The sequence below is a fragment of the Streptomyces sp. AHU1 genome (genome assembly GCF_045343905.1).
Classification (GTDB): Bacteria; Actinomycetota; Actinomycetes; order Streptomycetales; family Streptomycetaceae; genus Streptomyces; species Streptomyces triticiradicis.
The window spans coordinates 8,033,968-8,056,622 of sequence record NZ_CP174283.1; the positions used below are offsets into that span (position 1 = coordinate 8,033,968).

Sequence of the window (22,655 nt, forward strand, 5' to 3'; positions counted from 1 at the left end):
GAGATCCGCCGATGCCCGAAGTCCTCAAAGCCCCCCTCGTCGTCGAGTTCCCCTTCACCCGCTCGCTCGGACCCGTGCAGAGCGCCTTCCTCACGGGCCTGCGCGAGCAGGTCGTCCTCGGTGTGCGGACCGCCGACGGGCGCACCCTCGTCCCGCCCGTCGAGTACGACCCCGTCACCGCCGAGGAGCTGCGCGACCTCGTCGAGGTCGCCCCCACCGGCACCGTCACCACCTGGGCCTGGAACCACGAACCCCGCCGCGGCCAGCCCCTCGCCACCCCCTTCGCCTGGGTCCTGGTCAGGCTCGACGGCGCCGACACCGGCCTGCTGCACGCCCTCGACGCCCCCGGCCCCGACGCCGTGCGCACCGGGATGCGCGTCCGCGTCCGCTGGGCCTCCGAACGCTCCGGCGCGATCACCGACATCGCCTGCTTCGAGCCGTACGACGGAGCGGCAGCCGAACCCGCCGGCCACGACGGCCGGTTCGAGGACCTGGTCACCGGGATCGTCGCCCCCGCGCGGCTCGACTACGTCTACTCGCCGGGCCGCGCCCAGGCCGCCTACATAGCGGCCCTCGCCGAGCGGCGGACCGTCGGCGAACGCTGCCCCTCCTGCCGCAAGGTGTACGTCCCGTCCAGGGGCGCCTGTCCCACCTGCGGGGTGGCCACCTCCGAGCGGGTCGAGGTCGGCCCCCGCGGCACCGTCACCACGTACTGCATCGTCAACATCAAGGCCAAGAACCTCGACATCGAAGTCCCGTACGTCTACGCGCACATCGCCCTCGACGGCGCGGACCTCGCGCTGCACGGCCGGATCGGCGGCATCCCCTACGACGAGGTCCGGATGGGCCTGCGCGTGGAGCCCGTGTGGTCCGAGGGCGGCCGCTACCCCGACCACTACCGGCCCACCGGGGAACCGGACGCGGACTACGAGACGTACAAGGAGATGCTGTAGATGGAGACCGTCAGGGACATCGCCGTCGTCGCCTTCGCGCAGAGCGACCACCGGCGCACCTCCGACGAGCTCTCCGAGGTGGAGATGCTCCTCCCGGTCCTGCACGAGGTCCTTGACCGGACGGGCCTGAGGACAGGTGACATCGGTTTCACCTGCTCCGGCTCCAGCGACTACCTCGCGGGCCGCGCCTTCTCCTTCACGATGGCGCTCGACGGAGTGGGCGCCTGGCCCCCGATCTCCGAGTCGCACGTCGAGATGGACGGCGCCTGGGCGCTGTACGAGGCCTGGACCAAACTGCTCACCGGCGACGCCGACACCGCGCTCGTCTACTCCTACGGCAAGTCCTCGCCCGGCTCCGTGCGCGACGTCCTGACACGGCAGCTCGACCCGTACTACGTGGCCCCGCTGTGGCCCGACTCGGTCGCCCTCGCCGCGCTCCAGGCGCGGGCGCTCATCGACGCGGGCGAGACCGACGAACGGGAGCTCGCCTCGGTCGCCGTCCGGAGCAGGGCCGACGCGAGTGCCAACTCCCACGCACAGCTGCGCGGTCCGGTGCCCCGGGGCGACTACCTCGTACGGCCGCTGCGCACCGGCGACTGCCCGCCCGTCGGAGACGGCGCCGCCGCCGTGATCCTCGCCGCGGGCGACCGGGCCCGTGAGCTGTGCGAGCGGCCCGCCTGGATCCGGGGCATCGACCACCGCATCGAGGCCCACTCCCTCGGGGTGCGCGATCTGACCGACTCGCCGTCCGCCCGGCTCGCGGCCGAACGGGCGGGAGCCTTCGAAAGGCCCGTCGACACGGCCGAGTTGCACGCACCCTTCACCTCCCAGGAAGTCGTCCTGCGCAAGGCGCTGCGGCTCGGCGAGGGCGTGCGCGTCAACCCCTCGGGAGGCGCCCTCGCCGCCAACCCGATCATGGCGGCGGGCCTCATCCGCATCGGCGAGGCCGCGGCGCGCGTCCACCGGGGGGAGTCCGACCGGGCGCTCGCCCACGCCACCTCCGGTCCCTGCCTCCAACAGAACCTGGTCGCCGTACTCGAAGGGGACGCCCGATGAGCAAGGAGCCCGTGGCCGTCGTAGGCGTCGGCCAGACCAAGCACGTGGCGGCACGCCGGGACGTGTCCATGGCCGGACTCGTCCGAGAGGCGGCCCGGCGTGCCCTGGCGGACGCCGAGTTGACGTGGGCCGACATCGACGCCGTCGTCATCGGCAAGGCGCCCGACTTCTTCGAGGGCGTCATGATGCCCGAGCTGTACCTCGCGGACGCCCTCGGCGCGACCGGCAAGCCGATGCTCCGGGTGCACACGGCGGGCTCCGTCGGCGGATCGACGGCCCTCGTCGCCGCCAACCTCGTCGCCGGCCGTGTCCACGGCACGGTCCTGACCCTCGCCTACGAAAAACAGTCCGAATCCAACGCCATGTGGGGCCTGTCCCTGCCGATCCCCTTCCAGCAGCCGCTGCTCGCCGGCGCGGGCGGCTTCTTCGCCCCGCACGTGCGTGCCTACATGCGGCGCACCGGCGCCCCCGACACCGTCGGTTCGCTCGTCGCCTACAAGGACCGCCGCAACGCGCTGAAGAACCCGTACGCGCACCTCCACGAGCACGACATCACCCTGGAGAAGGTGCAGGCCTCGCCCATGCTCTGGGACCCGATCCGCTACTCGGAGACCTGCCCCTCCTCCGACGGGGCCTGCGCGATGATCCTCACCGACCGCGCGGGAGCGGCCCGTTCACCCCACCCGTCCGCCTGGATGCACGGCGGCGCGATGCGCAGCGAACCGACCCTCTTCGCCGGCAAGGACTTCGTCTCCCCGCAGGCCGGCAAGGACTGCGCGGCGGACGTGTACCGCCAGGCCGGGATCGCGGACCCCCGCCGCGACATCGACGCCGTCGAGATGTACGTGCCGTTCTCCTGGTACGAGCCCATGTGGCTGGAGAACCTCGGCTTCGCCGACGAGGGCGAGGGGTGGAAGCTCACCGAGTCGGGCGTGACCGAGCTGGAGGGCGACCTGCCCGTCAACATGTCGGGCGGCGTCCTCTCCACCAATCCGATCGGCGCCTCCGGCATGATCCGCTTCGCCGAGGCGGCCCTCCAGGTGCGCGGCCAGGCCGGAGAGCACCAGGTCGACGGGGCCCGCAGGGTGCTCGGCCACGCCTACGGCGGCGGATCCCAGTTCTTCTCGATGTGGCTGGTCGGCGCCGCGCCGCCCGCCTCCTGAAACCCTCGCCCCTCACACGGCCTGTGCGCGACAGGGACCGATGGCTAGGCTGGCCGCGGACGACGAACCGGGAGGAGCAGGACGTGGCCGAGAGCACCATCGAGCAGCACCCGCTCGCGGGCTGGGACAAGCCGGAGCTGGACCTCAGCAAGGCCGACTGGCAGTCCAGCAGCCGGGGACGGGGCGATGTCCAGATCGCCTTCGTCGAGGGCTTCATCGCGATGCGCAACAGTGGCCGCCCGCAGAGCCCTTCCCTGATCTTCACCCCCGCGGAGTGGGGGGCGTTCGTATCGGGGGCCCGCGAGGGGGAGTTCGACCTGACCTGAACCGACGGCCGCCGGGCTCCGCCCCGCCCTCCAGGAGTGAGGAGGGAGGAGGGGCGGCGGCCCGTGGCGCCGTGCCCACGGGACCGCCCGCCGCCCCGGTCCTCCCGCGGCCTCGCCGTCGTGCGGGAGGTTCCGACCAGGAGCGCGCGAACGGGCTGCCCCGTCGATGATCGGGGCGTACGCTGAGGTGCCTGGAGGTCACGGTCCGCATCCGCTCCCCGCGCGGGCGCGCGATCGTGGCAGGGGGTGATCATGGGGCAACGCAGCCTTCGCAGCCGTCGGACGCTCTTCGAGCGCGAGAGTGAACTCTCCGCCGCCGACGAGGCGTTGAGCGATCTGATCGGCCTGAGCCGGGAACCCGACGAGCCACCGGGCCGCTCCCGCGGGGCGCTCCTCGCCTTCGCCGGACGTGCCGGAATCGGCAAGACGACCCTCCTCGGCGAGGTCAGAAGGCGCTCCACGGCCAAGGGCTGCACCGTGCTGAGCGCGCGCGGCGGGGAACAGGAACAGCGCGTCGCCTTCCACGTCGCCCGACAGCTCCTGCAGCCCCAGCTGGCCGGATACTCCGAAGCCGAACTCCGTGCCTCCCTGGGCAGTTGGTACTCCATCGTCGGCCCCGCGCTCGGCCTGTGCGCGCCCTCCGAGGGCGCCCCGCCCGACCAGCAGGGCCTGCGCGCCGGACTCGACTGGGTGCTCACCCACCTCGCCGTGCAGCGCGCCCCCATGGTGCTCCTCCTGGACGACGCGCACTGGGCCGACGCCGAGTCGCTCAGCTGGCTCGCCGCGTTCGCCCCCCGCGCCGAACAGCTCCCCCTGCTGCTCGTCGTCGCCTACCGCCCCGACGAACTCCCCGAACACGCCGAGGCGTTCAGGGGACTGCCCGGCCGCGCCGGACAGCGCCCCATCGGCCTCGAACCGCTCAGCGCCGCCGCCGTCGCCCGGCTCGTCCGCGAAGACCTCGGCACCCAGGCCGACGACGCGTTCTGCCGCGAGTGCTGGGCGGTCACCGCGGGCAACCCGTTCGAGGCCGTCGAGCTGACCGCCAAGGTCCGCGACCGCGGCCTCACCCCGACCGAGGACGGAGCGCACCTCCTGCGCGACCTTGCCGCCGCCGTCAAGGGCAGCGGCATCGTCGCCCGCCTCGAACGCCTCGGCACCGCGACCGTCCGCTTCGCCTGGGCCTGCGCCGTGCTCGGCACCGAGATCCGCCCCGCGCTCGCCGCCGCCGTCGCGGGCCTCGGCCCCGAGGAGGCCGCCGACGCGGCCGACGCCCTGCGCGCCGCCCGCATCCTGACCGGCGCCGACCCCCTCGAATTCGTCCATCCGCTGATCGCCACCGCCGTCTACCGCGACATCCCCGGCAGCGTCCGCGTGGCCCTGCACGGCCAGGCCGCCTGGTGCGTGATCGACGAGGGCCTCGGCCCGGCCGCCGCCGGCCGCCACCTCATGGAGACCCACCCGGACGGCGACACCTGGATCGTCCAGCAGCTGCGCGCCGCGGCCCGCGAGACCCAGCGCGCCGGAGCCCCCGACGCGGCCCGCAGCTACCTCGCGCGCGCCCTGCGCGAACCGCCGCCCCTCGGGGACCGCGCCGCCGTCCTGTACGAACTGGGCTGCGCGTCCCTGCTCACCGAACCGACGAACACGGTCAACCATCTGCGCGCCGCCCTCGAGGAACCGATCACCGACCCCGAGCTGCGCCACAACATCGTCTACCGCCTCTCCCAGGTGCTCGCGCACAGCGACTGCCTCGCCGAGGCCTCCGAGACCCTCGCCCGCGAGATCCCGGTCACCGGCGACGCCCGGGTACGCCTGCGCATGCAGTCCGAGCAGTTCATGTGGGACGCCTTCCGCGCCGACGAACCCGACTCGCCCGCCCGCTCCCGACGGCTCGCCCGCCTCGCCGACCGGCTCACCGGCCACGACCTCACCGAGCGCTACGTCATCGGACTGCGGGCCTGGGACGCCACCCTGCGCGGCGAACCCGCCCCCGTCGCCCTCCACCACGCCGAGCGCGCCCTGGCCGGCGGCCTCGGCTGGGCCGAGGCCGACCGCGGCTTCGAGGTCCCGGTCCTGGTCGCCATGACCTTCATGTACGCCGACCGGCCCGGCCGGACCGAGGAACTCTTCGCCACCGGGATCGCCGACTTCGAATCACAGGGCTGGCACGGTGCCCACCTCTCCTTCGGCTACACGATCCTCGGATACGTCCGCTTCCGCCGCGGCCGTCTCGTCGAGGCCGAGGACTTCGTCCGCGCGGGCCTCCGGCTCGCCGAACGCGTCGGGCCCGGCACCCCCGTCCACTGGTACGCGGTGGGCACCCTCATCCAGGTCCTGCTCGCCCGGGGCCGGGTCGAACAGGCCGCCCGCATCGGCGAGGCCTACGCCTTCCACGCCCCCTTCTCGGCCGCCGTCACCTTCCCCGACGCCCAGACCGTGTACGGCGAACTCCTGCTCGCCCGCGGCCTCACGAAGGACGCCGCCGCCGAGCTCGCCTCCGCCGGCCGCCGCCTCGACCCGCGCGGCATGCGCAACCCGGCCTGGTGTCCCTGGCAGCTCCACCTCGCCCGCGCCGAGCACCACGAAGCCCCGGAGCGCGCCGTCGCCACGGCACTCGAAGCGGTGAACCGCGCCCGCCAGTACGGCGCCCCCTCCACCGTCGGCCACGCCCTGCGCGTCGCCGCCGAGGTCTCGCCCGGACCGGACCGCGTTCCGCTCCTGCAAGAGTCCGTCGGTCATCTGGAGCGCTCCCCGGCCGCCTACGAACTGGCCTGCTCCCTGGTCGCCCTGGGCACCGAACTGCGCCGCGCCGGGCGCCCCGGGGAGGCCGCCGAACACCTGTACCGCGGCCTCGACGCCGCGGTCCAGTGCGGGGCCGACGGACTGATCGAGGACGCCCGCGACGAGCTGACCTCGGCGGGACTGCGGTCGCGCCGCCTGCACAGCACCGAGACGAACACCCTCACCGCCCGCGAGCGCACCGCCGCCGCGCTCACCGCGCGGGACCGGACCCCGGCCCAGATCGCCGAGGAGCTGCACATCGACGAGCACGCCGTCGCCCGGCTCCTGTCGGCGGTCTACCGCAAGGTCGGCACCGACCGCAGGGGACTCGCCGCCGCGTTGGGGGACCAGGCCACGTCCTGACGCCACCGGACCGTCGCGCTCCCGGCGCCCACGGCCCCGCGGACCCCGTGTGCACGCCCCGTGCCGGTCCGGTGCGCGGGGGCGTCCCCCGGTCAGGTGCACCCGCCCCCGGACCCGGTGCGCGGGGCCCTCGTGGGGCCCGGTACGCGCCCGTGCACGTACCATTGCGGCATGTCCTTCCTCCGCCGCCGCAGCGCCACGCCCGCCGGGCCCGACTTCGATGTTCTGGCCATGGACCCGGGCGACTGGCCCGGCAATCTCGGCGCGGGCCTGCTGCCCGCGCCCGACGGCACCTGCCAGGGCGTCTTCCTGCGCTACGACCTGTTCGGCGGCCGCGGTCCCGCGATGATCATCGGCAATCTGCCCGAGGGTTCCCAGGCCCGGGACGTCGCCGAGGGCGAGGTCCCCTTCGAGGTGGCCCAGCTGCTGATCGCGCTGGAGAACCACGAGGAGGTGACCGTCACCGGGACCGAGGACATGCCGGTGATGCAGGGCGACAACCTCATGATCGTGCGCCGGCTGAAGCTCTCCGAGACCCGTATCTCCTGCGTCCAGTTCGACCGCAGCGACAACGTCCTGGTGACGATCGCCGCCTGGGACCGTCCGATCACGGACGACCTGTACGCGCTCCTGAAGCCGCTCCCGGCGGAGCTCTTCCAGCAGGGCTGAGCCCGAACTCACCGCCCGGGCTCACAGTTTGAGGGTGAACCAGGTGGTCTTGCCCGCGTCGGTGGGACGTACGCCCCAGTTGTCGGCGAGCGAGCGGACCAGGATCAGCCCCCGCCCCGACTCCTCGTCCTCGCCGGCCGTCCGGGGCTGCGGCAGATGCGGGCTGCGATCGCTGACCTCCACGGTCAGGTCGGTCGCGGTGCGGCACAGGTGCAGGCCGATGGGCCCCTGGGCGTGCTGCACGGCGTTGGTGAGGATCTCGGAGAGCAGGAGCCGGGCGTCGTCCGCGGCGGGAGCGCAGTCCCAGGCCGTCAGCGCCTTGCAGAGGAAGGCGCGGCCCTCCGGAACCGATTCGGGCACCGCGGGCAGGTCGGTGTTGACGGTCGCCAGGGGCCCGTCGGGGAGCCGGGTGAGCAGCAGTGTGACGTCGTCGTTGTGCCCGTCGTTGTCCGGCAGCAGGGCGGACAGCACGTGGTCGGCGGCGTCCTCCAGATCGGGCGCGGCGGCGAACAGGTCCGCGAGGGTGGCCGTGAGCGCGGTGAGCTGGTCCTCGATGTCACTGCCGGGCGTCTCGATCAGACCGTCGGTGTACAGGACGAGCGTCGCCCCGGGCGGGATCAACGAGGTCGCCTGCTCGTAGAGGATGCCCCCGACGCCGAGCGGTGCGTTCACCGGCGCGGGGAGCGGCCGGGCACCGGCGCCGGGCGTGGCCACCAGGGTCGGCAGATGCCCGGCCGAGCAGACCGTCACCTCGCCCGCGTCGGCGGAGATGACCAGATAGCAGCAGGTCACGAGCTGGTCGGGCACGTCCAGATCGCCGACGACGGCCTCCAGGGCCTGCATCAACTGGCGGGGCTGCATACCGGTCTTGGCCAGGGCGTGCGCGGCCGACCGCAGTTGGCCCATCACGGCGGCGGCGTCCAGGCCGCGGCCCATCACATCGCCGATCAGCACCCCGACCCGGCCCGCTCCCAGCGGGATCAGGTCGAACCAGTCACCGCCCACTCCCGCTCCCTGCGTGGCGGGCCGGTAGCGGCTCGCCGTGTTCAGACCGGGGATGGCGGGCGGGGTGCCCATGAGGCTGCGCTGGAGGGTCAGCGCGATGTGCCGCTGCTGCTCGTACAGGAAGGTCAGCTCCGCCTCGGCCCTCTTGCGGTCGCTGATGTCCCGGACGATCGCGCACGCGCCGATCACCGTGCCGTCCGCGTCCCGGGTGGGCCACAGCGTGATGTCCACGTCCAGCAGGGCGCCCGAGCGGGTCAGCCGCAGGGTCTCGAAGTGCTCGACCTTCTCGCCGCTGCGCAGCCGGTCCAGGAGCGTGTCGATCTCGCTCCGCCGCTCCGCGGTCGCGAGGAGGGACACGTGCTTGCCCATCACCTCGGCCCGCGAGTAGCCGTACAGCCGCTGCGCCGCCGCGTTCCAGTAGGTGATGTGACCGTCCAGGGTCTTGGCCAGGATCGCGTCCTGGGAGGACTCCACGAGACCGGCCAGTTCGTTGATCCGGGCCTCGGCGCGCCTGCGCTCGCTGACGTCGCGGACGGCGGCGGAGACGAGCAGTCCGTCGGTGGTCTCCAGCGGGCTGAGGCTGATCTCGACGGGGAACTCGGTGCCGTCCTTGCGCAGTCCGTGCAGTTCGAGTCCCGCGCCCATCGGGCGGACCTGGCGGTTGTCCGAGTAGCCCTTGCGGTGATGGTGGTGGTGGGCGCGGAAGCGGTCGGGCACGAGGAGCTCGACGGGTCGGCCGAGGAGTTCCTTGCGCTGGTAGCCGAAGAGGGCTTCGGTCTGGGCGTTGACGAGTTTGATGGTGCCGGTGTCGTCGACGATGACCATGGCGTCGGGTGCCGCCTCCAGCAGACCCCGAAACCTTTCCTCAGCGGCTTTGCGGTCACTGACGTCGCGGACGGCGGCGGAGACGAGCAGTCCGTCGGTGGTCTCCAGCGGGCTGAGGCTGATCTCGACGGGGAACTCGGTGCCGTCCTTGCGCAGTCCGTGCAGTTCGAGTCCCGCGCCCATCGGGCGGACCTGGCGGTTGTCCGAGTAGCCCTTGCGGTGATGGTGGTGGTGGGCGCGGAAGCGGTCGGGCACGAGGAGCTCGACGGGGCGGCCGAGGAGCTCATCGCGGGTGTAGCCGAAGAGGGCTTCGGTCTGGGCGTTGACGAGTTTGATGGTGCCGGTGTCGTCGACGATGACCATGGCGTCGGGTGCCGCCTCCAGCAGACCCCGAAACCTTTCCTCGGCCCCCGCCGGCGCGTCGTTGCGCGGTTCACCACCGCACGCGCATCGCTGGGGGACCGCCGCACCGGCCGGCCGCGGTGAAGTCTCTTCGACGAAGTTGCCCATGCCTGCCCCAGGGTGTGCCGTGTTCTGTGAACGGCCCATCAGAGCGTACGGAGAGCGGGCGCGCGGTTACATGTCGTTAACTGTTCCGACCGCGGCCGAACCTGTCCTCGTCGGCGCTTTCCCTGGCCGGTTGCCGGTGTGATTGTCTTCGGCGGTCTACGGGATCAGGTCCACGTCCGCCGCCCGCACGAACTGCACCCGGTGCCCGAACTGGATCTCGTAGTACATGTCCGTGCCGATCACGACCCGGTGCGGCGTCGTGTCGAAGGTCGGCGCGTAGAAGTACTCGCCGGGCACCTTGTCACCGGCCGCGTAGCGCTGGCCGGCGAGGATCTTGTACGGCAGGGGCGACACGGCCTGGACGGGCACGCCCGCCGGGTACGCCTCCTTCTCCGGGTACGCCCTGCCGTACACGGGGATCTCCGCCAGACCCTCCTTGGGCGTCACGGCCGGCCCCGACGCCCGCACCGCGGTCGGCTGCTTGCGCGGGTTCTTGAACCAGGCCTTCTGGCCCAGGTACCAGATCGCCGTCCAGTCGCCGTCCCTTCCGGCGAGCGCGTACCGCTGGCCGGTCGAGACGCGTGAGGCGACGTCGTTCACACCGGTCGTCGAGGGGTCGCCCTTCGGGTACAGGCCGATGTCCTGGATCAGCGGCGAGCTCTCGTCCGGCTGGGAGTAGAGGCGCACCTCGCTGGAACCGTGCGCGGCGCAGGGCTCGCCCTTGGCGGTGCAGCCCGTGTACAGCGGCTGGTTGGCGTCGTAGTCGGGCAGGACGGTCACCAGCTCGGAGCCCTTGCCGAACGTGGGGCGGAAGGGGTGTCCGAGGAGGGCGAAGTAGTGCCGCCAGTCCCAGTACGGGCCCGGGTCCGTGTGCATGCCCGGGATGGTGGAGGCCGTGGGGCCGGGTACGTTGTCGTGCCCGAGGATGTGCTGCCGGTCCAGCGGGATGTCGTACTTCCGGGCGAGGTAGCGCACCAGGCGGGCGGAGGCCCGGTACATCTCCTCGGTGTACCAGGTGTCGGGCGCGGTCAGGAAGCCCTCGTGCTCCAGGCCGATCGACTTCGCGTTGATGTACCAGTTGCCCGCGTGCCAGGCCACGTCCTTGGCCTTCACGTGCTGGGCGATGTGCCCGTCCGTCGAGCGCAGGGTGTAGTTCCACGACACATAGGTCGGGTCCTGGACGAGGTTCAGCACACCGTCCCAGGTGCCTTCCGTGTCATGGATGACGATGTACTTGATGCTCTGCGAGGCGGGCCGGTCGCCCAGGTCGTGGTTGCCGTAGTCGCCGTCGCCGAACTCCGCGTACGGGGCGGGGATCCACTCGCAGGACACGGTCCGCGGGCACTCCGTGCCGTCGGCGGAGGCGGTCCGCAGTCCCGCGCGGCCGAGCTGCGCGGTGTCGGGCTCCAGTCCGGGCCGCGCGGCGAGCGCCACCCGCTGGCCGGTGTCCGTGGTGCGCCGCTCGCCCGTGCGCATGACGGCGTAGGCGTCGTCCGCGTAGGCCGCCGCGGTGGCGCTGTCGTCCGCTCCCGAGAAGCGCGCCACCGCCGCGTACCAGTCGGAGGCGTCGGAGCTCAGCGGCTCGCCGAGGTCGCGCTGGGCGGCGGCCAGGAGGGCGGCACCGCCCTCGATGTTCGCCGCCGCGTCGGTGCGCAGCCGCTCCACGGGCAGACCGGTGAGGCCGGCGGCCTTCGTCAGGGTCTTGAGCCGCGCCGGCAGCCGGGAGTCCGCGGGCACCCGCGCGTCGGGCAGAAGGGCGCGGCGCGAGCTGTCGCCGCGGGCGTCCTCCGTGCCCTCGCTGTGGTGCGGGGCCGCGGCGATCGCCGTTCGGGCGTCGGTCAGGTGCATGGGGCCGTAGCCCCCGGTGACGCTCGGGGCGCCGGCGTGCGTGTCCCAGCGGGACTGCAGATAGGAGACGGCGAGCAGCACGTCCTGCGGGACGTGGTACTCGGCGGACGCGGTGGCGAAGGCCCGCTGCAGCTCGGTCGCGGGCGCCTCTTCGGCGGAACTCGACGGAGCCGCGCCGAGCAGCGGCAGCAGCAGCGCCGCCGAGGCGACGGCTCCCGCGGACCTGCGCGCGCGTCTGCGCCTGGTGGTGCCTTCGGGTTCGGTGGCGGACCGGTGCAATGCAGCCTCCTGGGACGGTCGGGCGCGGTGGGGCGTGCGAGAGCCGAACGCGTCAGTGCTACCGGCTCCCCGACGATCCGTCAATCATGCTCAGGAGGAGGCGATTTCCCATGTCAGCGTGGGGTGAGGGGGATTTCGTGGCGGTGGCCCCCCGGCCTGCGGGGCGTCAGTGGCGTGGACCAATGCCCCGAACGGCGGGTCGTGCGCGAGGGAGGTCCGCGGTGGGCCGGTGCTCCGGTGCCACCGCGGACCTCCCTCCCTCTTCAGCGAGTGCCGACCGCCGCGCGTACGGCCCGCCGGGCCAGCTGGCAGTCGTCGTGCAGCCGCCGCAGCAGCAGCCGCTGCTCCTCGCCGGAGGGCACGGCAGCCGGGTGCGCCGGGCCCGCTGCCGCCGGGGGCGCCTCGTGCAGGGAACGCTGCACGGCCGTCTCGTACGTACGGATCTCGCGGGTCAGGACGATCATCAGGTTCACCAGGAAGGCGTCCCGTGCCGCCGGTCCCGCCGACTGCGCGAGCTGGCTGATCTGGCGGCGCGTCACCGGGGCGTCGCCGAGGACCGTCCACAGGGTCGCCAGGTCGTAGCCCGGCAGGTACCAGCCGGCGTGCTCCCAGTCCACCAGCACTGGACCGGCCGGTGACAGGAGGACGTTCGACAGGAGGGCGTCGCCGTGGCAGAACTGGCCCATGCCCTGGCGGCCGGAGGTCGTCGCGATGCCGTGCACCAGCTTCTGCAGATCGCCCATGTCCCGGTCGGTGAGCAGCCCCAGCTCATGGAAGCGGGAGATCCGTTCCGCGTAGTCCAGCGGGGCGTCGAAGGTCCCGGCCGGCGGCCGCCAGGCGTTCAGCCGGCAGATGGCGCCCAGCGCGGCGCGGATGTCCGCGCGGGGCGGCGCCTCGAGCGGGTGGCGCTGGAGCGCGGCCACCCGGCCCGGCATGCGCTCGATCACCAGTGTGCAGTTGTCCGGATCCGCCGCGATCAGCCGGGGCACCCGAACAGGCGGGCGGTGCCGGACGAACAGACGGTATGCAGCTATTTCGTGCCTGATCCGCTCGGCCCAGACGGGGGAGTGGTCCAGTAAACACTTGGCGACGGCCGTGCTGCGTCCCGTCGTGCCGACGAGGAGCACGGAGCGTCCGCTGCGGCGCAGCACCTGGACCGGAGCGAACTCCGGACAGATCCGGTGCACCGACGCGATCGCCGTGCGCAGCTGGGCGCCCTGAGGGCCGGACAAGTCGAGTCTCCCGCTGAGCGGTTGGGTGCCGATCCCCGGCACGCGCCGCGTCCGGCCGGCACCGAGCACGGGGGCCGCCTGACGCGCGGGGTCGAGGTAGGGGCCGCTGCCCACCGGGCGGGGGTGCAACGACCGGGGCGGAGCGGACACGGAGGACGATGCTGTGTACATGGGCGAAACAGATCCCTTCGTGTGCCTGCTAGTTGCCGCGCTGCCCGCCCCGGCCGCCTGGTTCATCCTGGGGAATGTCCCTGGCAACCGGGTCGGGGTGGCGCGTTCCTACCTGACACCCGACGCCCACTGGCACACCATCTGGCGCACCCTGGCGAACCCTGGCGAATAGTCGCTCAGCAACTGACAGGCGGTTACTGTCGAAATCAGCCGAGAACCTGGGGGCTTGACGTGAACGGACAACCCAACACTCGTCTGTCGGACCTGTTCGGCCTGGCCGGCTGGTCCAAGGGTGAGCTCGCGAGGCTGGTCAACCGGCAGGCGGGGGCCATGGGCCACCCCCAGCTGGCGACCGACACCTCACGGGTGCGGCGGTGGATCGACATGGGAGAGATCCCGCGCGATCCGGTGCCGCGGGTGCTGGCGGCTCTGTTCACCGAGCGTCTCGGCCGTGTCGTGACCATCGAGGACCTCGGTCTGGTCAGGCACGGGCGTACGGGGAAACGGCAAGGCGCCGCCGGGAGTGCGGAACATCCCGACGGAGTGCCGTGGGCGCCCGAGCGGACTGCCGCGGTCCTCACCGAATTCACGGGAATGGACCTCATGCTCAACCGACGCGGCTTGGTGGGCGCGGGTGCCGCGCTCGCCGCGGGATCCGCACTCAGCACTGCCATGCGAGACTGGCTGCAAACCGATCCGGCCCTGACGGCCGACGCTCCGCAGTTCGAAGACCCCCTGCACGCCGACCCCGCCGGGTTCGACCGTTACGAGGCCGCCCCCATCGGGTCGCAGGAGATCGAGGAACTGGAGCGCTCCGTCGAGGTGTTCCGGGCCTGGGACGCGTCCCGTGGCGGCGGGCTGCAACGCAAGGCCGTGGTGGGCCAGCTCAACGAAGTGGGAGGCATGCTCTCCTACCGGCATCCCGACCATCTCCAGCGGCGCCTGTGGGGCGTCGCCGCCAATCTCGCCGTCCTCGCGGGCTGGATGTCGCACGACGTCGGCCTGGAGCCCACGGCCCAGAAGTACTTCGTCATCGCCGCCCACGCGGCCCGGGAGGGCGGCGACCGGCCCCGCGCGGGGGAGGCGCTCTCACGGGCGGCCCGCCAGATGGTGCACCTGGGCCGGCCCGACGACGCGCTCGACCTCATGAAGCTCGCCAAGTCCGGTTCGGGTGACGAGGTGCTGCCCCGCACCCAGGCGATGCTGCACACCATCGAGGCCTGGGCACAGGCGTCCATGGGCAGGGGCCAGGCCATGCGGCGGACCCTGGGCATGGCGGAGGACCTGTTCGTCTCCGACCGCGGTGACGTACCGCCGCCCAGCTGGATGCAGTTGTTCGACGAGGCCGACATGCACGGCATGCAGGCGCTCGCCTACCGCACCCTCGCCGAGCACGAGCCGGCCGCCGCGGCGACCGCCCAACGGCACGCCAAGGAGGCGCTGAAGCTGCGGGAGTCGGGGCGGGACCGGTCGAAGATCTTCGACCACATCTCGCTCGCGTCGGCCTGCTTCATCGCCGACGATCCCGAACAGGCCGACCGCTACGCGCGGCTGGCCCTGACGTCGATGGGCGCCAACTCCTCCCATCGCACCTGGGACCGGCTGCGCGAGATGTACCGGCTCACGGGGCAGTATTCCAGCTATCCGAAGATCAGCGATCTGCGTGAGGAGATCAAACTCGCGCTGCCGAAGGGGGCGCTCAAGCCCAGGCACGGCAGCAGCACGCGGGTCTAGGGGGACGTGGCGCCCTCGGCGCCTCGTGCACGGCGGGTGTTCGGCGCGGTTCGCGTCGCGACGGCTCGGCCGGCAACGACGTCAGCCGCTCCCGGTGTCCCCGTCGTCCTCGACGTCAGGACCCGATCCGGACCATGAGCACACAGGCGTCGTCCTCGCGCTCGGTTCCGCCGTATTCCTCGACGACCATCCGGATGCAGTCCTGGGCCGTACGGGCCTCGCCGAAGCGTGGGGCCAGGCCGAGCAGCCTCCGGACGGCCGCTGTTTCTCCCCGGTCCTCGGCTTCGCCGGGAAGCGGGGCCTTCGACCGCCGGGGGACCAGCCCTCCGGTGTGCAGGAGCAGCAGGTCGCCCACGCGGAGGCTCTCCTCGGCCTGCCCGTAGACGGCACCGGAGGTGACCCCGAGCAGTACGCCGTCCGGCGCGGCCAGCGCACGCCCCGTCCCGTCGCGGAACAGCAGCGGGGCGGGGTGTCCCGCCTGTGCCCAGCTGAGGGTGCGGGTCTTTGGGAGGTAACGGCAGCAGACGGCACTGCCCAGGGCGGGCTGGACGGTGGAGTCGATCAACTGATTGAGCCAGGAGAGGAGTTGCCCCGGCCGGGTGCCCGCCACCGCCATGCCGCGCAGCGCGCCGAGCAGCATCGCCACTCCCGAGGTCACGGTCACTCCGTGACCGGTGAGGTCGCCGACGCTCAGCAGGGTCTCCCCGTCGGGGAGTTCGAGCGCGTCGTACCAGTTGCCGCCGATCAGCGCGCTGCTCGACGACGGCAGGTAGTGGGCCGCCACGTCCAGCGCCCGGGGGCCCTCGCGCGGGAAGCGCAGGGAGCCGCGCCAGGGAGGCAGCACGGCCTCCTGGAGTTCGACCGCGAGCCGGCGCTCGGTCCGTGCGACGTGCTGCTGGCGCTGGAGGGATTCGCCGGTCTCGCCCACGGTCCGCTGGCTGCGGCGCAGTTCGCTGACATCGCGCAGCACGGCCCACATCGAGGCGGTGCTGCCGTCGGGGTCGAGTACGGGCTCACCCATCATGTGTACGGTCCGCACCCCGCCGTCGGGGCGCTTGATGCGGAACTCCCCGTCGATGGGCTTGGCGTCGATGAGGCAGTCGGTGACCATCGCCGTCAGCATCGGCCGGTCCTCGTCGAGGACCAGTGAGGGCAGTTCGTCCAGGGTGAGCGGGGGAGCGGCGGCGTCGCGGCCCAGGATCTGGTAGAACTCGCCGGACCAACTGGCCTCGTCCGTCAGCAGGTTCCACTCGGCGCTGCCGACCCGGCTCAGCAGCGAGCCGTGCCGGGACGCGGCCGGCGCGGTCCGGGCCGCGGGGGCGGCCTGGGGCTGGACGGGCACGGCCGGCGGTCCGTCCCGCAACTGGGCCAGGTGCGCGTCCAGGTCGTTCAGCTGGTGCAGTGCCAGGTTGCACAGCGCGCGCTGCCAGCGTCCCTGCGCGTCCCCTTCGTCGGCGGGTGCCTCACGCCGTACGGCGTCCACCTCGCCGCGCAGGCGCCGCGTCTGCGAGATGAGCGCGTCGACCGTGCCGCGGCTGGGCGGCTGGGCGGCTGGGCGGTCCGCAGAGAGATGGGGTGGCATGACGTACTCCGATGCGGGGACGGTACGACCTGGGTGACGGAAGGACCGCTACGACTGTCGCACAGCCCGCGACGCGCTGTAAGGGATTTGGCAACACCCGATACGGTCGTGCTTCTGGTATATGCCGCAGTCCTCCCGGAGTGGGTGACCGGTCCCGATGCGGTAGTCGTCGGGAGGGTTCAAGTCGTAGATAACGTACGCGAGTTGAGGGTCATGGACGGTTCCGGACCGGGCTTTCATCCTGCTGTTCGAAGGGCGTTTGTGCGAGTGTCCGGAAGGTGTTCACAGGGGCGCGCGAAGTCCGCTCCTCCGGGCCGCCCCGGCGCGCCGCCGCCTTCGCCTCCCGGCGTACCCGCGCGGGACGTGTCGTGCGGACCGGCAGGGCCCGTCGCGGACGCGGCGAGCGGTCGCCACGATCGTCGCCTCGACCGTCCCGGGGACGGTGTCCGCCGCCGCGGACCGCGACAACCGGGTGGCGCGCTCGGAGAACTGGGGCGTGATCCCCACAACACCATCGGTTCTCCCGTCGCCGCTCTGAGGGACGGCCCGGTCGTGCCCGGGGACAACGGCAGGCCGCCCTACGGCAACGGCAGCCTCGGCATCGAGGTGGCGGGCCGGCTCCGTGGGGCGGCTCGCCGGGAGACGCGCGACCGCCGCCCTCCGGTGGACCGGTCAGGCGTAGAGGTCCGGGCGCGGGACGAGTTCGACGGCCACCCGGCCGCCGCTCTCCAGCGCCCGGACTCCCGCCTCGGCGACGGCGGACGCTGCGTACCCGTCCCAGACCCCGGGCCCGGTGACCCGGCCGGCCCGGGTGGCGTCCACCCAGGCCTGCACCTCACGGTCGTAGGCGTCGGCGAAGCGCACGAGATAGTCCCGCGCCACCTCCTCGTGCCGTCCGTCCGCCGTCGTCACGGCCAGGGAGCGCTCGTCCCCGATCCGCGCGCTCCCGGCCTCGCACACCGCCTCGCACGCCACCTGGTAGCCGAACCCGCAGTTCACGAAGACCTCGACGTCGACCAGGGCGCCACCGGCCGTCTCGAACAGGACGAACTGAGGGTCGACCAGCCCCTCGGGCGCGGACGAGGACGACCGGGGGCGCAGCACCGTCACCGCCGTGAGCTCCTGCCCCAGCAGCCAGCGCGCCGCGTCGATCTCGTGCGAGACGGAGCTGTTGACCAGCATCGCCGAGGTGAAGTCCGGCGGCGAGAAGACGTTGCGGTGCGTGCAGTGCAGCATCAGCGGGCGGCCCAGCCGGCCGCCGTCCAGCAGGGACTTCAGCCGCAGGTACTCGGCGTCGTACCGGCGCATGAACCCGACCTGCGCCAGCCGCCGCCCGAGCCGCACCTCCGCCTCCATCACCCGCAGCGCCCCGGCCGACTCCGGGACCAGCGGCTTCTCGCACAGCACCGGCAGGCCCCGGGCGAAGGCCTCGAGCAGGGCCTCCTCGTGCGCGGGACCGGGGGAGGCGATCAGCACGGCCTCCACCCCGGGCGCGTCGAGCGCGGCGGCCGCCTCGGCGTGGACCGAGGCACCGTCGACGCCGGCCACGGCCTCCTCGGCGCGACCGGTGTCGGGATCCGCCACGGCGGCGACCCTGGCACCGCTCACCACCCGGTCCAAGCGGCGTACATGGTCGGCTCCCATGTGTCCGGCACCCAGTACCGCCACACCCAACAGCTCACTCACGCGGTGCGCACCTCTCCGACGACTGCCCGGGCCGTTCCGTCCCGGTGGTCCGATTGTCGGCCGCGAAGATCGATGGCGCAGTACCCTGATGGCCACCCGCTCCGGGCATTCGAGGCATTTGGTTGTTAATGTCGCTCAGGTCGCCAGATGACGTTGCCCGCATCGTGGTCGCGCACGACGATGCCCACTCCGCAGGACGCCCATGACGCAGGCCGACACCGAACCCGAGGCCGCACCGGCCGCCAAGCTGACCCTGATCACCCTCTCCATGATGGTCGTCGGCTCCATGGTCGGCGCCGGGGTGTTCTCCCTCCCGCGGCGGTTCGCCGAGGAGACGGGTGTGGCGGGCGCGCTGATCGCCTGGGCCGTCGCCGGTACCGGCATGCTGATGCTCGCCTTCGTCTTCCAGCGGCTCGCGATCGCCAGGCCCGACCTCGACGCGGGCGTCTACGCCTACGCCAAGGCGGGCTTCGGCGAGTACCTCGGGTTCTTCTCGGCCTTCGGCTACTGGGCCAGCGCCTGCGTCGGCAACGTGACCTACTGGGTGCTCATCATGTCGACGATCGGGGCCGTCGCGCCCGCGCTCGGCGACGGGGACACCGTCCTCGCGGTCGTGCTCTCCTCGGTCGGCCTGTGGGCCTTCTTCTTCCTCATCCGGCGCGGGGTGAAGGAGGCGGCGGCCATCAACCGGATCGTCACCGTGGCCAAGGTCGTCCCGATCCTCGTCTTCGTCGTACTGGCGCTCTTCTACCTGAAGCCCGACGTCTTCGCCGAGAACTGGAGCGGCGCCGCCTACGGTTCACTGTTCGAGCAGGTCAAGGGCACCATGCTGGCCACCGTCTTCGTGTTCCTCGGCGTCGAGGGGGCGAGCGTCTACTCCCGGCACGCCAAGCGCCGCGAGGACGTCGGCCGGGCCACCGTCCTCGGCTTCCTCAGCGTGTTCGCCGTCTTCGCCTCGGTCACGATCGTGTCGTACGGGCTGCTGCCCACGGAGGAGATCGCCGAGCTCAGACAGCCGTCCATGGCCGGGGTCCTGGAGAGCGCCGTCGGCAACTGGGGCCAGGTCTTCGTCAGCGTCGGCCTCATCGTCTCGGTCCTCGGCGCCTACCTCGCCTGGACGCTGATGGCGGCCGAAGTGCTGTTCGTCGCGGCCAAGGACGAGGACATGCCCCGCTTCCTGGCCCGCTCCACACGCGCCGACGTGCCGGCCCCCGCGCTGCTGCTGAGCACCCTGCTCACCCAGGCGGTCCTGGTCGTCACCCTCTTCTCGGACGACGCCTTCAACTTCGCGCTCGACCTGACCAGCGCCCTGACACTGATCCCGTTCCTGCTGGCGGCGGCCTTCGCCCTGAAGATCGCCCGGCACCGGTTCGGCGGCGACCTCGTCGTCGCCGCCCTCGCCACCGTGTACACGGCCTTCCTGCTCTACGCGGCCGGGCTGAAGTACCTCCTCGTCTCCTTCATCATCTACGCGCCCGCCACGGTGCTGTTCGTGATGGCGCGCCGCGAGCAGGGCAGGACGCCGTTCTCGCCCCGCGAACTGGTCATCCTCGTCGTCTCGGTCGCCGGTGCCGTCACCGGGATCGTCGCCCTGGCGCTGGGCTGGATCAGTCTGTGACCCGTCGGCCCCCGGCCCGGAGAAAGGCACACCATGACCAGTCGAGACACCACCGGCCGTCCGGCGTACGGCGTCCACTCCGAGGTCGGCAGGCTGCGCAAGGTGCTGGTCTGCGCACCCGGTCTCGCCCACCGCCGGCTCACCCCCACCAACGCCGCCGACCTGCTCTTCGACGACGTGATGTGGGTGGAGAACGCCCAGCGCGACCACGCCGACTTCGTCGACGAGCTGCGCGGACGCGGGGTGGAGGTCGTGGAACTGCACGACCTGCTCGCGCAGACCATGGCCCTGCCCGAGGCGAAGGACTGGCTCCTCGACCGGAAGATCACCGCGAACGAGGTCGGGCTCGGACTCGTCGACGGCACGCGGGCCTTCCTGGAGACCCTCGAACCCGCCGTCCTCGCCGAGTACCTGATCGGCGGACTCTCCACCGCCGACCTGCCCGACGAGTTCCGCACCGGCTACCTCTCCCTGGCCCGCGAGTCGACCGGCGTGCGCGAATACCTCATGCCGCCGCTGCCCAACACCCTCTACACCCGCGACACCACGTGCTGGCTCTACGGCGGGCTGACCCTCAACCCGCTCTACTGGCCGGCCCGGCACGACGAGACGCTCCTGATGAAGGCGGTCTACTCCTTCCATCCCGACTTCGCGGGCTCCAAGGTGTGGTGGGGCGACCCCGAACTCACCTGGGGCCAGGCCACGTTCGAGGGCGGCGACATCATGCCGGTCGGCAACGGCGTCGTCCTCATGGGCATGAGCGAGCGCACCTCGCGGCAGGCCATCAGCCAGGTCGCGGCCGCTCTGTTCCAGGGCGGCGCGGCCGAGCACGTCATCGTCGCGGGCATGCCGAAACTGCGCTCCGCGATGCACCTCGACACCGTCTTCACCTTCGCCGACCGCGACCTCGTCACCCTGTACCCGGCCATCATGGACTCGGTGCACACGTTCTCCCTGCGGCCGGGCGACAAGGCACCCGGCGTCGAGATCACCGACGAGGGCTCACGCGCGTTCACCGACGTCGTCGCCGAGGCGCTGGGACTGTCCGGACTGCGGATCGTCGAGACCGGCGGCGACGTGTACGCCTCCGAGCGCCAGCAGTGGGACAGCGGCAACAACGCCGTCGCCCTGGAGCCCGGCGTGGTGTTCACCTACGACCGCAACACCCAGACCAACACGCTGCTGCGCAGGGCCGGCATCGAGGTCATCACCATCGTCGGCTCCGAGCTGGGGCGGGGGCGCGGCGGCGGCCACTGCATGACCTGCCCCATCGTGCGCGACCCCGTCGACTTCTGACCCCCGGCGCCGGACCCGCCGGCCGGCCGCTCAGAACGAGTCCGGATCGGCCGCGGCCCAGTCCGCGGCCCAGGCCGGGGGCGGCTCGGCGAGCAGCACCCCGGGCGCGAGCCACTCGTAGAGCTCCGCGTACGACCTCACCGTCGTCGGCCCGACGCGCCGCAGCAGACGGTGGGGCGTGAGCTCCCCCGGATCCCGTACGCCCATCGCGGCCATGATCTGCGTCGCGCCGCGCACGGTGGCGTACTGGAAGCGCCGCACCCGCTCGGACTTGTCGGCCACGTCCAGCGCGCGGACCCGGAGCGGATCCTGGGTCGCCACCCCGGCCGGGCAGGTGTTCGTGTGGCACCGCCGGGCCTGGACGCAGCCGACGGCGGACATCATCGCGCGGGCCGCGTTGGTGTAGTCGGCGCCCTGGAGAAGACGTCTGACGATGTCCGAGCCGGTCGCGATCCCGCCGCTCGCGCCGATCCGCACCCGGTCGCGCAGCCCGGTGCCGACCAGCGCGTTGTGCACCGTGATCAGACCCTCGGTCAGCGGCGTGCCGACGGTGCCGGCGAACTCCGTGGGCGCCGCCCCCGTGCCGCCCTCCGAGCCGTCCACGACGATGAAGTCGGGTGTCACCCCCTCGGCGAGCATCGCCTTGCAGACGGCCAGGAACTGACGCCGCGAGCCGACACAGAGCTTGAAGCCCGTCGGCTTGCCGCCCGCCAGCTCCCGCATCCGCGCGATGAACCGCACCAGTTCCCTCGGGGTCGAGAACACCCGGTGACACGGGGGCGACACCACGGTCCGGCCCTCGGGGACGCCACGCGCCCGCGCGATCTCCGCGTTCACCTTCGCTCCGGGCAGCACACCGCCGGTCCCCGGCCCCGCTCCCTGGGAGAGCTTCAGCGAAACGCACTTCACCTCGGGGAGCGCGGCCTTGTCCGCGAACTCCCGTGCCTCGAAGCCCCCTTCGGAGGTACGGCAGCCGAAGTACCCCGTGCCGATCTCCCAGATCAGATCGCCGCCACCGCGCAGGTGATGGTCCGACAGACCGCCCTCGCCGGTGTCGTGCGCGAACCTCCCCAGCGCCGCACCCCTGTTGAGGGCCAGGACCGCGTTCGGTGAGAGGGCTCCGAAACTCATCGCCGAGACGTTCAGGAGGGCCATGTCGTAGGGCTGCGCGCAATCGGGGCCGCCCACCCGGACGACCGGCGGCTCGTCCGGCATCTCGACCGGGCGCACGGACGGCTCCAGGTACTCGTGACCGTCCGCGTACACGTCACGCTCGGTGCCGAAGGGCTCCCCGGCCCCGGCTCCCCCGGCCCGCTCGTGCACGAGCAGGGGCGGACGGCCGGTCAGCGGATAGTTTCGCAGCACGGAGTCGCGGCGCTGCGCCAGGTCCCGGCCGCCGAGCGCGGTCAGCGCCAGCAGCGGGCCCGCCGCGCACCACCACCACGCCGAGACCGAGCCCGTGAGGAGCAGCGCCCCGGCGGCACCGAGGGCGACGAGCAGCAGGGGGAGCATCCGGAGCACACCACGAGTCAAACCCATCAGGACGAAAGGCGCAGAC

General features: G+C 72.4%; 15 protein-coding genes. 9 read left to right on the forward strand and 6 right to left on the reverse strand.

All coding sequences use genetic code 11. The features are described 5' to 3' along the window. Positions 1 to 11: 11 nt before the first annotated feature. From ACICHK_RS35480 to ACICHK_RS35505, 6 genes are all read left to right on the forward strand, one after another. Entirely contained in the window at positions 12 to 953 is a 942-nt protein-coding gene (locus ACICHK_RS35480; RefSeq protein WP_406840124.1) for a Zn-ribbon domain-containing OB-fold protein, read from the forward strand. Then, a complete protein-coding gene (locus ACICHK_RS35485; RefSeq protein WP_406840125.1) occupies positions 954 to 2,009 on the forward strand; it encodes a thiolase domain-containing protein in 1,056 nt (351 codons plus the stop codon). It abuts the gene before it with no gap. Continuing rightward, positions 2,006 to 3,172 carry a thiolase domain-containing protein gene (locus ACICHK_RS35490; RefSeq protein ID WP_406840126.1) on the forward strand — a complete coding sequence of 389 codons (1,167 nt, stop codon included), beginning with the start codon at positions 2,006 to 2,008 and terminating at the stop codon, positions 3,170 to 3,172. The genes ACICHK_RS35485 and ACICHK_RS35490 overlap by 4 nt, the downstream gene beginning before the upstream one ends. Before the next feature lie 83 nt (positions 3,173 to 3,255). Further along, the gene (locus ACICHK_RS35495) at positions 3,256 to 3,498 is read left to right on the forward strand and encodes a DUF397 domain-containing protein (RefSeq protein ID WP_151473080.1); all 243 of its coding nucleotides are present in this window, start codon (positions 3,256 to 3,258) and stop codon (positions 3,496 to 3,498) included. Between the two features lie 252 nt (positions 3,499 to 3,750). Further along, complete coding sequence (locus ACICHK_RS35500; RefSeq protein WP_406840127.1) at positions 3,751 to 6,642, forward strand: ATP-binding protein; 2,892 nt, start codon at positions 3,751 to 3,753, stop codon at positions 6,640 to 6,642. Positions 6,643 to 6,813: 171 nt separating this feature from the next. Further along, positions 6,814 to 7,311 carry a hypothetical protein gene (locus ACICHK_RS35505; protein ID WP_103550037.1) on the forward strand — a complete coding sequence of 166 codons (498 nt, stop codon included), beginning with the start codon at positions 6,814 to 6,816 and terminating at the stop codon, positions 7,309 to 7,311. Positions 7,312 to 7,332: 21 nt separating this feature from the next. Here ACICHK_RS35505 and ACICHK_RS35510 read toward each other — a convergent pair whose 3' ends face one another. From ACICHK_RS35510 to ACICHK_RS35520, 3 genes are all read right to left on the reverse strand, one after another. Beyond that, positions 7,333 to 9,651: a PAS domain S-box protein gene (locus tag ACICHK_RS35510; RefSeq protein WP_406840128.1), complete on the reverse strand. Its 2,319-nt coding sequence runs from the start codon at positions 9,649 to 9,651 to the stop codon at positions 7,333 to 7,335. Between the two features lie 156 nt (positions 9,652 to 9,807). Continuing rightward, positions 9,808 to 11,778 carry an N-acetylmuramoyl-L-alanine amidase gene (locus ACICHK_RS35515; RefSeq protein ID WP_406840129.1) on the reverse strand — a complete coding sequence of 657 codons (1,971 nt, stop codon included), beginning with the start codon at positions 11,776 to 11,778 and terminating at the stop codon, positions 9,808 to 9,810. A 263-nt stretch (positions 11,779 to 12,041) separates the two neighbouring features. After that, complete coding sequence (locus tag ACICHK_RS35520; protein ID WP_406840130.1) at positions 12,042 to 13,181, reverse strand: aminoglycoside phosphotransferase family protein; 1,140 nt, start codon at positions 13,179 to 13,181, stop codon at positions 12,042 to 12,044. A gap of 231 nt (positions 13,182 to 13,412) precedes the next feature. Here ACICHK_RS35520 and ACICHK_RS35525 point away from each other — a divergent pair, with 231 nt between their 5' ends. Beyond that, positions 13,413 to 14,915: a hypothetical protein gene (locus ACICHK_RS35525; RefSeq protein WP_406840131.1), complete on the forward strand. Its 1,503-nt coding sequence runs from the start codon at positions 13,413 to 13,415 to the stop codon at positions 14,913 to 14,915. Between the two features lie 115 nt (positions 14,916 to 15,030). Here ACICHK_RS35525 and ACICHK_RS35530 read toward each other — a convergent pair whose 3' ends face one another. Further along, positions 15,031 to 16,497, reverse strand: coding sequence for a PP2C family protein-serine/threonine phosphatase (locus ACICHK_RS35530; RefSeq protein ID WP_406840132.1), 1,467 nt, complete (start codon positions 16,495 to 16,497; stop codon positions 15,031 to 15,033). 672 nt (positions 16,498 to 17,169) lie between these two features. After that, complete coding sequence (locus ACICHK_RS35535; RefSeq protein ID WP_406840133.1) at positions 17,170 to 18,183, reverse strand: Gfo/Idh/MocA family protein; 1,014 nt, start codon at positions 18,181 to 18,183, stop codon at positions 17,170 to 17,172. 202 nt (positions 18,184 to 18,385) lie between these two features. Between ACICHK_RS35535 and ACICHK_RS35540 the strand changes: the two genes are divergently transcribed. Together ACICHK_RS35540 and ACICHK_RS35545 are read left to right on the forward strand one after the other, a co-directional pair. After that, entirely contained in the window at positions 18,386 to 19,801 is a 1,416-nt protein-coding gene (locus ACICHK_RS35540; protein ID WP_406840134.1) for a basic amino acid/polyamine antiporter, read from the forward strand. A 33-nt stretch (positions 19,802 to 19,834) separates the two neighbouring features. After that, on the forward strand, positions 19,835 to 21,097 hold the full coding sequence (locus ACICHK_RS35545; RefSeq protein ID WP_406840135.1) for an arginine deiminase: 1,263 nt from the start codon (positions 19,835 to 19,837) through the stop codon (positions 21,095 to 21,097). Between the two features lie 30 nt (positions 21,098 to 21,127). Here ACICHK_RS35545 and ACICHK_RS35550 read toward each other — a convergent pair whose 3' ends face one another. Beyond that, positions 21,128 to 22,609: an FMN-binding glutamate synthase family protein gene (locus tag ACICHK_RS35550; RefSeq protein WP_406841403.1), complete on the reverse strand. Its 1,482-nt coding sequence runs from the start codon at positions 22,607 to 22,609 to the stop codon at positions 21,128 to 21,130. Positions 22,610 to 22,655: the final 46 nt, after the last annotated feature.

Bases quoted from the DNA above. Each gene is read 5' to 3' on its own strand.
- ACICHK_RS35480 (WP_406840124.1), top strand. From the start codon at position 12: ATGCCCGAAGTCCTCAAAGCCCCCCTCGTCGTCGAGTTCCCCTTCACC.
- ACICHK_RS35485 (WP_406840125.1), top strand. From the start codon at position 954: ATGGAGACCGTCAGGGACATCGCCGTCGTCGCCTTCGCGCAGAGCGAC.
- ACICHK_RS35490 (WP_406840126.1), top strand. From the start codon at position 2,006: ATGAGCAAGGAGCCCGTGGCCGTCGTAGGCGTCGGCCAGACCAAGCAC.
- ACICHK_RS35500 (WP_406840127.1), top strand. From the start codon at position 3,751: ATGGGGCAACGCAGCCTTCGCAGCCGTCGGACGCTCTTCGAGCGCGAG.
- ACICHK_RS35505 (WP_103550037.1), top strand. From the start codon at position 6,814: ATGTCCTTCCTCCGCCGCCGCAGCGCCACGCCCGCCGGGCCCGACTTC.
- ACICHK_RS35510 (WP_406840128.1), bottom strand. From the start codon at position 9,651: ATGGGCAACTTCGTCGAAGAGACTTCACCGCGGCCGGCCGGTGCGGCG.
- ACICHK_RS35520 (WP_406840130.1), bottom strand. From the start codon at position 13,181: ATGTACACAGCATCGTCCTCCGTGTCCGCTCCGCCCCGGTCGTTGCAC.
- ACICHK_RS35530 (WP_406840132.1), bottom strand. From the start codon at position 16,497: ATGCCACCCCATCTCTCTGCGGACCGCCCAGCCGCCCAGCCGCCCAGC.
- ACICHK_RS35540 (WP_406840134.1), top strand. From the start codon at position 18,386: ATGACGCAGGCCGACACCGAACCCGAGGCCGCACCGGCCGCCAAGCTG.
- ACICHK_RS35545 (WP_406840135.1), top strand. From the start codon at position 19,835: ATGACCAGTCGAGACACCACCGGCCGTCCGGCGTACGGCGTCCACTCC.
- ACICHK_RS35550 (WP_406841403.1), bottom strand. From the start codon at position 22,609: ATGCTCCCCCTGCTGCTCGTCGCCCTCGGTGCCGCCGGGGCGCTGCTC.